12 protein-coding genes are annotated in these 11,338 nt (G+C 65.0%); 5 read left to right on the top strand and 7 right to left on the bottom strand.

Annotation, left to right across the window (positions count from 1 at the left end; genetic code table 11):
* The first annotated feature begins 3 nt into the window (after window positions 1-3).
* The gene (locus tag G5V57_RS21830) at window positions 4-1,386 is read left to right on the top strand and encodes an FAD-binding oxidoreductase (protein ID WP_165169650.1); all 1,383 of its coding nucleotides are present in this window, start codon (window positions 4-6) and stop codon (window positions 1,384-1,386) included.
* A 23-nt stretch (window positions 1,387-1,409) separates the two neighbouring features.
* On the opposite strand, the gene G5V57_RS21835 is transcribed toward G5V57_RS21830, so the two are convergent.
* The 5 genes from G5V57_RS21835 to purD form a co-directional block, all read right to left on the bottom strand.
* Complete coding sequence (locus tag G5V57_RS21835; RefSeq protein ID WP_165169651.1) at window positions 1,410-2,246, bottom strand: patatin-like phospholipase family protein; 837 nt, start codon at window positions 2,244-2,246, stop codon at window positions 1,410-1,412.
* Window positions 2,247-2,249: 3 nt separating this feature from the next.
* On the bottom strand, window positions 2,250-3,326 hold the full coding sequence (locus tag G5V57_RS21840) for a phosphotransferase family protein (RefSeq protein WP_165169652.1): 1,077 nt from the start codon (window positions 3,324-3,326) through the stop codon (window positions 2,250-2,252).
* Window positions 3,326-4,231, bottom strand: a complete 906-nt coding sequence (locus G5V57_RS21845) for an alpha/beta fold hydrolase (protein WP_165169653.1) — start codon at window positions 4,229-4,231, stop codon at window positions 3,326-3,328. Before G5V57_RS21845 ends, G5V57_RS21840 begins: the two co-directional genes overlap by 1 nt.
* A 70-nt stretch (window positions 4,232-4,301) precedes the next feature.
* Window positions 4,302-5,471, bottom strand: coding sequence for an adenylate/guanylate cyclase domain-containing protein (locus tag G5V57_RS21850; RefSeq protein ID WP_165169654.1), 1,170 nt, complete (start codon window positions 5,469-5,471; stop codon window positions 4,302-4,304).
* On the bottom strand, window positions 5,468-6,742 hold the full coding sequence (purD, locus tag G5V57_RS21855) for a phosphoribosylamine--glycine ligase (protein ID WP_165169655.1): 1,275 nt from the start codon (window positions 6,740-6,742) through the stop codon (window positions 5,468-5,470). Before purD ends, G5V57_RS21850 begins: the two co-directional genes overlap by 4 nt.
* Window positions 6,743-6,866: 124 nt before the next feature.
* Between purD and G5V57_RS21860 the strand changes: the two genes are divergently transcribed.
* The 3 genes from G5V57_RS21860 (at window position 6,867) to G5V57_RS21870 (ending at window position 9,062) form a co-directional block, all read left to right on the top strand.
* A complete protein-coding gene (locus G5V57_RS21860; RefSeq protein WP_165169656.1) occupies window positions 6,867-7,316 on the top strand; it encodes a BA14K family protein in 450 nt (149 codons plus the stop codon).
* A gap of 69 nt (window positions 7,317-7,385) precedes the next feature.
* The gene (xseA, locus tag G5V57_RS21865; RefSeq protein ID WP_165169657.1) at window positions 7,386-8,813 is read left to right on the top strand and encodes an exodeoxyribonuclease VII large subunit; all 1,428 of its coding nucleotides are present in this window, start codon (window positions 7,386-7,388) and stop codon (window positions 8,811-8,813) included.
* Window positions 8,814-8,840: 27 nt separating this feature from the next.
* Complete coding sequence (locus G5V57_RS21870) at window positions 8,841-9,062, top strand: DUF2093 domain-containing protein (RefSeq protein WP_165169658.1); 222 nt, start codon at window positions 8,841-8,843, stop codon at window positions 9,060-9,062.
* Here G5V57_RS21870 and G5V57_RS21875 read toward each other — a convergent pair.
* Entirely contained in the window at window positions 9,055-9,318 is a 264-nt protein-coding gene (locus tag G5V57_RS21875; protein ID WP_165169659.1) for a hypothetical protein, read from the bottom strand. The genes G5V57_RS21870 and G5V57_RS21875 overlap by 8 nt on opposite strands.
* A 211-nt stretch (window positions 9,319-9,529) precedes the next feature.
* On the opposite strand from G5V57_RS21875, the gene G5V57_RS21880 reads away from it, so the two are divergent.
* Entirely contained in the window at window positions 9,530-10,927 is a 1,398-nt protein-coding gene (locus G5V57_RS21880) for a class II 3-deoxy-7-phosphoheptulonate synthase (RefSeq protein ID WP_165169660.1), read from the top strand.
* 79 nt (window positions 10,928-11,006) lie between these two features.
* Here the strand turns inward: G5V57_RS21880 and G5V57_RS21885 are convergent, their stop codons facing one another.
* A complete protein-coding gene (locus tag G5V57_RS21885) occupies window positions 11,007-11,312 on the bottom strand; it encodes an alkylphosphonate utilization protein (RefSeq protein ID WP_206530089.1) in 306 nt (101 codons plus the stop codon).
* Window positions 11,313-11,338: the final 26 nt, after the last annotated feature.

Raw genomic sequence — 11,338 nt, forward strand, 5'->3', positions numbered from 1 at the left:
AAGATGGATATCCGTGCTTTGCGACTGGCGATCCGGGGGACTGTCGTTACCCGTGACGATGCCCATTACGAGACCCTCCGCGCCGGACTTCTGTGGAACGGCCGCAAGCCCGATCGCTTTCCCGAGATCGTCGTAAAGGTGAAAGACGCGGCCGATGTACAGGCGGCCGTCAGATTCGCCGCCGCAAACGGCAAGCGCATTTCTGTGCGCGGCGGCGGCCATCACTGGTCCGGCATCGCGCTGCAGGAGGGTGTCGTGCTCGACCTCGCCGACATGAACGCGCTGAGCATCGACCCCGAGGCCCGGATCGCCCGGGCGCAGCCGACGGTGACCAATGGCCGGCTGGCCGCGGCGCTGGCCGAGTACGGCCTCGCCTTTCCTGCCGGCCATTGCGCCAGCGTGCCGCTATCCGGCTATCTGCTGGGTGGTGGCTTCGGCTGGAATACCGGCGCCTGGGGCATCGCCTGTCACAATGTCGAGAGCGTGGATGTGGTGCTCGCCAACGGCTCGCTGATCACGGCAAGTGCTTCAGAGAATGCCGACATCTTCTGGGCCGCGCGGGGCGCGGGGCCGGCGTTCTTCGGTGTGGTGACGGAATATCGGCTGCGCCTCTACAGCCTGCCGAAGGCGATCCGCACCAGCGTGTGGACCTACCGGCCGGATCGGGTCGAAGAGGTCGAGGAGTGGATGAGCCGGACGATGCGGCGCGTGCCGCGTAACGTCGAGTTCACCGCCGTCATGTCCTCAGCACCGCCGCCCTTGGCCGGCCGCTCGGAAAAGGTGCTGACCGCCGTGGCGACGATCTTCGCTGAAACGGAGGAGGAGGCCGGCGAGACTTTGGCGATCATCGAGACCGGCGCGCCGGAAGATCCGCTCGACATTAAGCTGGCGCTCGAAACCCCCTTCGATGTGCTCTATCGGATCATCGGGCAGTTCTTTCCCGAAGGTGCGCGCTTTGTCGCCGACACCAATTGGTCGGACGATCCGGCCATGCTCATGAAGCGGATGGCCGAGGCGGTGGCGATCGCCCCGTCGCCGGAATCCTTCGCTCTGGCGGTGGTACTGCCGCCGTTCAGCCCCGACATCATGCCCGACGGCGCGTTTTCGCGGGTCGGCCCGGCTTTCAGCTGCGCCTATGCGATCTGGCGCGACCCCGGTGCCGATGCGGAGAACGTCGCCTGGCTGCGCAATACGAGCGACCGCCTGGCGCCGGTGTCGCTCGGCCACTATGTCGGCGAAGCGGATCTCGAGCGGCCCGAGAGAGCGCACGGCTCCTTCTCGCCCGCGGCCTGCGAGCGGCTCAAGGGATTGCGGCGCAAGTTCGATCCGGCCTGTCTCTTCCATCACCCCGGCCTTGCAACTCAACCACTTCTGAAGGCCGGCTGAATCAACGTCTCAACAAATCGGGCTCAAGTGATTCTTTCGATTCGCATTTCCAGCGCGCGCTTGAGCTCGTCCTTGGCCTTCGAGGCCTCCTTGATCATCTCGGTGATGCGGAAGAAGTCGTTGGCGACATAGCGCTCGATCGGCGGCGTGATGTAGATGTCGGGCGGGTTCTGCTGGCGGCGCAGGGTCGCGATCTGGTGGAACATGATGAGCATGGAGCCGATGGCGAGCTCCATGTTGGTGTGATGGCCACGCCGGGGCTCGCGCATCTTGCCCGTGACGTCGATGGCGACGGTGATGTCGCTGCCTTCCCGCACATGGTCGAAGGGCACCGGATTGGTGATGCCGCCATCGACAAAAAGTCGCCCATTGATGAGGGGAGCGGAGATGAGGCCCGGTATGGCGATCGACGCCGCGACCGCCTGACAGAGCGGGCCTGATGAAATCACATGTTCGCGGCGCTCGTTGAAATCGGTGGTGACGATGCGCAGCGGAATCTGCGTATCCTCGACCCGCTGGGCCACGCCATCGGGAAAGATGAAGCTCGCCAATTGCTCGCCGTCGATCAGGAGCGAGGTGAAGCTGCGGCGCTTGAGCAGATCGCTGAGCCTCGCGCCTCTGACGCCGAACAGATATTTGGCCGCCTGCACCCGGTTGACGAGGATCTGGCGGGCATGATCGCCGATCTCCTTGGCGGGAATGCCTGAGGCATAGGCGGCCCCGATCAGCGCGCCGAAACTGGAGCCGGCGATGATCGAAGGTCTGAGCCCCATTTCGTCGAAGACTTCGAGCATGGGGATATGGGCGAGGCCCCGCGCGGCACCACCGCCCAAAGCCAGGCCTATGCGGGGCGTGCTCATCGCTCAGGCGCCCGCCTGCTCGGCGAAACGCCAGGCCGTCTGGGCCAAGGGGCGGATTTCGCTCGCCATAAGGGCGGCATTCCGGTTCGCCGCGGTGCCGTCGCGCACCCGCCCGACAATGCCCTGCAGGATGGCGGCGATGCGGAAGAAATTATAGGAGAGATAGACATCGATATGGGGAATACCGTCGCGTCCGGTCATTGCGCAGTACTCCTGGATATAGGCGTCGATCGCCGGAATTCCAGGCTCCTGCTCGTGGCCCAAGAGCGAGCCGACGCCGGCGCCACGCTCGGAGCGCGGCATCCACCACATCATAAGATGGTAGGTGTAGTCGGCGAGGGGATCGCCCAGCGTCGCCAGCTCCCAGTCGAGCACCGCGGCCATGCGCGGCCCATCGGGAGCGATGATGCAATTGTCGAGGCGGAAGTCGCCATGGACGATAGACGTGGTGGACTGCGCCGGACAGGCCTGGGGAAGCCAGGCGGTGAGCCGGTCCATCTCTTCGATGGGTTCGCTCTGCGAGGTCCGATATTGTTCCGACCAGCGCTTGATCTGGCGTGTCACATAACCTTCGCCCTTGCCGAAATCGGCGAGGCCGAGCGAATTGGGGTCGACACTGTGGAGACGCGCGATCGTCCGGTTGAGCGTCGAGAACAGCTGTGCCCGCTCGCTGCCGGCGAGGCCCGGCGCCCAGGGCTCCCAGAAGACCCGGCCCGCCACATGAGCCATGACATAGAATTCAGTGCCGATGACGCCGGGATCGGCACAATAATGTAGTGGAAGCGCTACCGGGAAATCCTCTGTCGCAAGAGCTGTGGTGACGCGGTATTCGCGCTCGATCGCATGGGCCGACGGCAGAAGTTTGCCCGCCGGCTTGCGTCTGAGCACATAGCGCCCGCTTTCCGCTGTCAGCAGATAGGTCGGATTGGATTGCCCGCCTTTGAAGCGGGCGAGGCCGAGAGGGCCGCGAAAGCCAGCGACATGATCGGCCAGATAGCGGGCAAGCCTGTCCCCGTCGATCTCGTCAGTCGCCGGGCGCGTGCCCGAAAAGGCCGACTGGCGGTCGAGCTCCCGCGCCATCACAAGCGGGCCGTCCGGGTGAGGAATGGCAGCAGATGGTCGAGCGTCGCTTGCGGGTTCTCTTCGGGCAGGAAGTGGCCTGAAGCGACGATCCCTGTTTCGATCCGGTCTGCCCAGCGCCGCCATGACGCGGAGGGATCGTTCATGTCGCCCGGAATGCCGCTGTCGCCCCACAGGACCTGAAGCGGGCAGGACATCTTGCGGCCCGCTGCCGCGTCCGCCTCGTCATCGGCCAGATCGATGCTCTGGCCGGCGCGATAGTCGTTGCAAGTGGCATGGATATGCTCGGGCGTCGAGAAATGCAGCCGGTATTCGGCGAGTGCCGCAGGCGCGAAGGCGGATAGATCCTTGGCCTTGGTCCAGCGCGCCAGCGTGTAGTCGAGGAAGGCGATGGGCGCCGTCTCGATCAGCATCTCAGGGAGCGGATGCGGCTGCGCCAGGAACAGCCAGTGATAGGCCTTCATGGCGAGCGGCACGGAGAAGCCGTGCCACATGTCATAGGTCGACATGATGTCGAGAAGGCTGAGGCTTTTGACGGGCGCGGCATGATCGAGGGCCAGGCGGTAGCCGACACGGGCGCCGCGGTCATGAGCGACGACGGCGAAGCGTTCATGGCCGAGATCGCGCATCAGCGCCAGCATGTCGTCCGCCATCACGCGTTTGGAGTAGGGGCGGTTGCCGGGCGCATTGGCGGGGCAGGAGGAGAGGCCGTAGCCGCGCAGATCGGGCATAATGCAGGTGAATTGCGCCATGAGGGTGGGCGCCACCGCGTGCCACATTGCATGGGTCTGCGGATAGCCGTGCAGAAGCAGCAAAGGCGGGCCTTCGCCGCCGATGCGCGCGAAGATCTCCGCCTCCCCGCTTCGGTGGCGATATTCCCGCGTATTTGGAAAGAGATCCGACATGGCGCGCTCCCGGACAGATGCGAGGTATTCTCGCCAAATGCGGGCCTGGGCTCAAGCCTCTAGATCGCGGTCAGGCGATGGCGAAGACAGGTTGGGTTTCGGCGATGTCGCGCACGCGATGATGGCCGAGATTCTGGAAGTCGAAACCTTGCGCCGCGCCGGCGAAGCTTTCGGAGACGACGATGTCGCGGTCGAGCCGCTTGGCGAGCTCGATCAGGCGGCTCGCCCGGTTGATCGCCGGGCCGATGGCGGTGAAATCGAGCCGTGTCCGGCTGCCGATATTGCCATAGGCGATCTCGCCGGCGTCGAGCGCCAGGCCGAAGCGTATTTGGGTGCGGCTGGCTGTCGTCCGTTCCACATTGAGCGCCGCGATCCTGTGTCTGATGTCGAGGGCGGCGGCGATGGCGGGGGCGGTCGGCACCGGCTGTCCGTCATTCGCCGGAAAGATCGCGAGCAGCGCGTCGCCGATGAATTTCAGCACCTCGCCGCCTTGCGCCTCGATCGCCGCCACCAGCGCATCGAAGAAGTCGTTCAGCGTCGACAGCACATTGCCGATCGGGCGCGTGTCGGAATATTGCGTGAAGCCGCGCATGTCGGCGATCAGGATGGTGGCGGTGATTATTTCCGCCTTGCCGCGGTCGAGGGCGCCGCCGAAGACCTTGGCGGCGCTGCGGCGCCCGACATAGGTGGTGAGCAGCGTGTCGCTGCTGCGCCTCCACATGAAACGCTCGGCATAGGGCGTGAGCAGCAAGGCGGCATCGCTGAGCGCGGCAATCTCGCGATCCGAGAAGCCGCCGGGCTTCTGGCTGGCGAAGGAGATATGCGCCGTCCTCTGCTGGTCGAGGAAAGGCAGGGGCACGATGAGATAATCCGTGGCGCCGTCGCGCCGCAGATCCTCGAGCAGCGCCAGGTCGGTGACCGGCGCATCGAGCTTGCGGCGATAAGGCTTGCCCGTATTGTCGACGATCTGCGCCGGACTGTTCTCGTAATCCGACCAGTCGCCGCCGCGCGGCAGTGTGTCGATGCTTGCCTCATGGGCGACCCAGCGCAGCTGGACGCCCTCGAACTCGGGATTGAGCAGTTCGAGGCCGAGCGAGGAGCGCCACAGGGGAATCCCGAGCGCGACCAGCTTATCGCAGAGCAGCCGGTGCAACTCGCCGGCCCGCATGTCGCGGGTTTCCGCTGCTGTCTCGACCAGCCAGCGGGTGAAATCGGTCATCAGGGTGAGGGGATCGTTCATCTGCCCTGGATTGCCCGCCAGCCGATGTCACGGCGGCAGAAGCCGTCCGGCCAGTCGATGCGGTCGACCGCCTCATAGGCGCGCCGCTGCGCCTGCGCCGCATCCTTGCCCAGCGCCGCGACATTGAGCACGCGCCCACCATTGGCGACAAGCTTGCCGTCCTTGAGCGCCGTGCCCGCATGGAAGATCTCGATGTCGTCGCCTGCGCCGGCCGCCTCGAGATTGCGGATCTCGCTGCCTTTTCCGTATGAGCCCGGATAGCCCTTGGTCGCCATGACGACCGAAAGTGCCGTGTCGTTGCGCCAGCGCACCGAAACCCGATCGAGCGTGCCGTCGGCGGAGGCGAGCAGCAAGGTAAGGATATCGTCCTTGAGGCGCAGCATCATCACCTGGCATTCGGGATCGCCGAAACGGACATTGTATTCGATGAGCTTAGGGCCGTTCCTGCCAATCATGAGGCCGGCGAACAGCACGCCCTTGAACGGCGTTCCGCGTTTGGCCATGCCGGCGACGGTGGGGCGGATGATCTCGGCCATCACGCGCTCCGCGACGGCGTCGGTCACGATCGGCGCCGGCGAATAGGCGCCCATGCCGCCGGTATTGGGTCCGGTGTCGCCGTCGCCGACGCGCTTGTGGTCCTGGGCGGCCGTCAGCGCCACGGCATGTTCACCGTCGCATAGAGCGAAGAAGCTCGCCTCCTCCCCGTCGAGGAATTCCTCGATCACGCATTCCGCCGCGCCGAACTGCCCGGCGAAGATGTCGTCGATCGCAGCGATCGCTTCGTCGAGCGTCATGGCGACGGTGACGCCCTTGCCGGCGGCGAGCCCGTCGGCCTTGATCACGATGGGGGCGCCTTTGGCGCGTGCATAGCTAAGCGCCGCGGCCTTGTCGGTGAAACGACCATAGGCGCCGGTCGGTATGGCGAACTCGGCACAGAAATCCTTGGTGAAACCTTTCGAGCCTTCGAGCTGGGCCGCTGCCTTGGAAGGGCCGAACACCTTGATGCCGGCGGCTCTCAGATCATCGGCGATACCCGCCACGAGCGGCGCCTCGGGACCGACGACGACAAAGCCGATCGCGTTGTCGCGGCAGAAGGCGACGACGGCCGCATGATCCGCAATGTCGATCGCGACGCAGCTCGCATGCCGCGCGATGCCGGGATTGCCGGGCGCGCAGAAGAGCTTGCCGAGGAGGGGGCTGGCGGAAATCGCCCAGGCCAAGGCGTGCTCGCGCCCGCCGGAACCGATGAGGAGAACATTGAGTGGCGTCATTGAGGCATCCTTATGGGCGTCCTATGGCGAGATTCAGGGCCGGCGAAAAGTCCATTTTTTCGGAACTGGAGTGCGGGGCGAGCCGTTAGCGTGCGAGGGCGGTGATCCGCAATAGGAGGAAGATATGTTTATGCGACCTCTGGTCAAACCTATGCTTGGAGCCGCGGCACTTGCGGCACTGGCCGTCGGTTTCACTTCTACCGCCGCGACCGCTGGTCCGGCATCCTGTGCCGCTTATGCGCGTGACGTCGCGGCTGCCGAAGCGCCGCGCCGCGGCATTATCGACGGCGTGGTGATCGGAACCCTCGACACGGTCATCACCGGCGGCGCCGGCGCCGAGGAACGTTATAGCGACGCCTATGACCGTGCGTATCGAGACTGCATGCGCACCGACCGCATGGCCTATGTCGTGCCGAGAAGCGACGAGCGCGTCACCGTGACGGTGCGGCCGTCCGCGCGGGCGGAAGTCGGCAGCGACGAATGGTTGAGCTATTGCTCGGCCAAATACCGCTCCTTCGATCCCGATACCGGCACCTATGTGACCTATTCGGGTGAAACCCTGCCCTGCCGCTAGCACATCCACGCCAGGCGCTAAATAAAAGCTGACGATTGACATGGCGTCCCGACATGGCAAGTGTCGGGCATGATCGATCATGACCCAGAGACCGGTGAACTTCGCGAGGCGGCCAAGCCCAATGTCGCGGAGTTCACCGTTTCCGAGATTTCCTTCGCGCTCAAGCGCACGCTCGAGGACACTTTCGGACATGTGCGGGTGCGCGGCGAGATTTCGGGCTTTCGTGGGCCGCATTCCTCCGGCCATTGCTATTTCAGCCTGAAGGACCAGACGGCGCGCATCGACGCGGTGGTCTGGCGCGGCACCTTCTCGCGGCTGAAGTCCAAGCTGCAGGAAGGCCTCGAGGTCGTCGCCACTGGCAAGCTCACCTCCTATCCCGGCAAGTCGTCCTACCAGATCGTCATCGAGGCGGTGGAGCCGGCGGGGGCGGGCGCCCTCATGGCGCTGCTCGAGGAGCGCAAGCGCAAGCTGGCCGCTGAAGGCCTGTTCGATGCGGCGCGCAAGAAGCCCATTCCGTTTCTGCCGCGCGTCATCGGGGTCGTGACCTCACCGACAGGGGCGGTGATCCGCGACATCCTGCATCGCCTCAACGACCGCTTTCCCCGCCATGTGATGGTGTGGCCGGTGCGCGTCCAGGGCGAGACCTCGGCCGCCGAAGTGGCCAACGCTATACGTGGCTTCAACGCCATGGCGAGAATGCCCGATCTGCTCATCGTCGCCAGGGGCGGCGGCAGTCTCGAGGATCTCTGGGGTTTCAACGAGGAGATCGTTGTGCGTGCGGTGGCGGCGAGCACGATCCCGCTGATCGCGGCGGTCGGCCACGAGACCGACTGGACCCTCATCGATCATGTGGCGGATGAGCGGGCCCCGACGCCGACGGCGGCGGCCGAGCGCGCCGTGCCGGTGCGCGCCGACCTGCTAGCGCAGGTCGCTTCCCTCGCCGCCCGCCATGAGCGTGGCCTGAAGCGCCTGATGACGGAACGGCGGACCCGCATCCGCGCCGCCGCGCGCGCTTTGCCGCGCCCCGACGACATATTGGCGCTGGCGCGCCAGCGTTTCGATTCCGTGTCGGGCCGCTTGCGCTCGGCGCTGGTCAAGAATACCTTGCTGCATCGCCGCGATTTCGAGAATGCGGCGGCCCGGCTGACGCCGGTGTCGTTGCGGCGCAATCTCGCCGAGCAGACACGGCTGCTCACCCGTCATGGCGCGACGCTGCGCCGCGATATCCGGCGCGTCATCGAGCTGCGCGGCACGCGCTTGACGGCGAGCGGCAAGCTTCTGACCTCGCTCTCCTACAAATCCGTCCTGCAGAGGGGCTATGCGCTGGTGCGCAGCGCCGAGCGGGAGCCCCTGAGCGCCGCGGCGCAAGTGAAGCCAGGCCAGGAGCTGCGCATCGAGTTCCATGACGGCGAGATCGAGGCGCAGGCTCATGGTCACTCATCGCAGCCCGGGCGGACCGCAAAACCGCGTGAAGGCGGACAAGGGTCATTGTTCTAGCGCGCCAGAGGCGCTATTTGACGGGTCATGAACAGGCATGAACCCTTTCTGCCGCGCGGTCGCGAGGCAAAGATCCGCTATCTCGACGCCGATTTCCAGGTGTTGAGCGAGGGCGATCATGTCTTGTGCGCGGTGACCGGCCTGCCGATCAAGATCGAGCAATTGACCTATTGGAGCGTCGCGCGCCAGGAAGCCTATAGTTCCGCCGAGGCCGCCTTCCGGCGCCTCCTCGAAACCGATCTCAAATAAAATACTTCAGGAACGGCCGCGCCAGCCTGAGCGTTTCCTCGCGGAATATCGCCGCCGTATTGAGGGCGATGAACAGGAACCGCATCAGATTGACGGTCACCGGGTTGAGCCGGTTTCTGCCCTTGAAGCGCGAATAGAGCCAGATCGCCAGGATGCCGCCATTGACCAGCGCCAGGAGAAGCCAGGTCGGCGGGCGGCCTTCCTTCAGGAAGGCGAGCAGCGTATCCCATTGGGATTGGACGAAAATTTCTTGCATGGCGGGATCCCGTTCGAGCCTGTATAGGGATGATGCCCGACAGGGCTTAAGGATCCATTCGCAAGCCCGGGAAGGCCAAACTGGCGCTCATTCCCCGAGCTGTGTATAAGCCCCGGACCCCTGGGAAGAATACCTTGGTAAATCAACGCTTCCCGCCGAGGTTGTCCGCCTGCGGCGATGGAAGCACATAGACGAATGTGGAGTGAGAACAATGGCGAAGGCCTGGACACCCGGCTCATGGCGCAACCTTCCGGTCATGCAGCTGCCTGCTTATGACGATGCCGCGAAGCTCGCGGACGTCGAGAAGCAGCTGGCAGGGTATCCGCCGCTGGTTTTTGCAGGCGAGGCCCGCAAGCTCAAGCGCAAGCTCGCCAAGGTTTCCGAAGGCAAGGGTTTCCTGCTCCAGGGCGGCGACTGCGCCGAGAGCTTCGCCGAGCATTCGGCCGACAATATCCGCGATTTCTTCCGCGTTTTCCTGCAGATGGCGGTGGTCCTGACTTTCGCCGGCAGCCAGCCCGTCGTGAAGGTCGGCCGCATTGCCGGCCAGTTCGCCAAGCCGCGCTCGTCTCCGACCGAGACGGTCAATGGCGAGGAACTGCCGATCTATCGGGGCGACATCGTCAATGACTATGCCGCCACGGCGGCGGCGCGCCGCCCCGATCCCGAGCGCCAGATCATGGCCTACCGGCAGTCGGCGGCGACCCTCAATTTGCTCAGGGCTTTCGCCCAGGGCGGCTACGCCAATCTGGAGCATGTCCACAAATGGACGCTGGGTTTCCTCAAGGACGGGCCGGCCTGGGAGCGCTATCAGGCGCTGGCCGACCGCATCACCGAGGCCCTGGGCTTCATGCGCGCCTGCGGCGTCAATCCCGACACGGCGCCGCAGCTGCGCTCGACCGAATTCTTCACCAGCCATGAGGCGCTGCTGCTGGGCTATGAGCAGGCGCTGACCCGCGTCGATTCGACCAGCGGCGACTGGTACGCGACCTCCGGCCACATGATGTGGATCGGCGACCGCACCCGTCAGCCCGACCATGCCCATGTTGAGTTCTGCCGCGGCGTGAAGAATCCGATCGGCCTCAAATGCGGCCCCTCGCTGAGCCCCGCCGAGCTGATCCGGCTGATCGACATCCTCAACCCGGACAACGAGCCGGGCCGGATGACGCTGATCACCCGCTTCGGCGCCGACAAGGTGGACAAGCATCTGCCCGAGCTCATCCGCGCGGTGAAGCGCGAGGGCCGCATCGTCGTGTGGTCCTGCGACCCGATGCATGGCAACACCATCAAGTCGCGCTCGGGCTACAAGACGCGGCCCTTCGACCAGGTGCTGGCGGAACTGCGCCGTTTCATGGCGGTGCATCAGGCGGAAGGCACCCATGCCGGCGGCATCCATGTCGAGATGACCGGCAAGGACGTCACCGAATGCACCGGTGGCGTGCGCGCACTTTCCGACGAGGATCTGAACGACCGCTACCACACGTTCTGCGACCCGCGCCTCAATGCGGCGCAGGCGCTGGAACTGTCTTTCCTGGTCGCCGAGGAGCTCAAGAAGGAGCAGGCGCTGCGTCCGCACACCGATGACGACGAGTCGGCCGAAGCCGCCGAGTGATCTCATCATTGATCACGGTCACCTCATGCGCTGAGGTGGCCGTGATTTTTCCATTGCCCTCACGTCGCGGTCCGCCGCTCTAACGCTTGCGGACGAATTCGGCGCGTAGCACGAGGCCCTTGATGCTCTCGTGACGGCAATCGATCTCCTGCGCGTCCCCGGTCAGGCGGATGGATTTGATGACCGTGCCGCGCCGCAGCGTCTGGCCGGCCCCCTTGACCTTCAGGTCTTTGGTGAGAACGACGCTGTCGCCATCGGCGAGCAGATTGCCGACGGCGTCGCGGACCTCGACCGTGTCCGGGGCGCGCTTTGCCGCCGCTTCGGCGGCAGTGATCCACTCGCCGGTTTCATCGTCATAGACATAGTCGTCATCCGCAATGGTCATCTTACGCTCTTTCAATCCTCAACGAT

This window comes from Nordella sp. HKS 07, from assembly GCF_011046735.1.
GTDB lineage: Bacteria > Pseudomonadota > Alphaproteobacteria > Rhizobiales > Aestuariivirgaceae > Taklimakanibacter.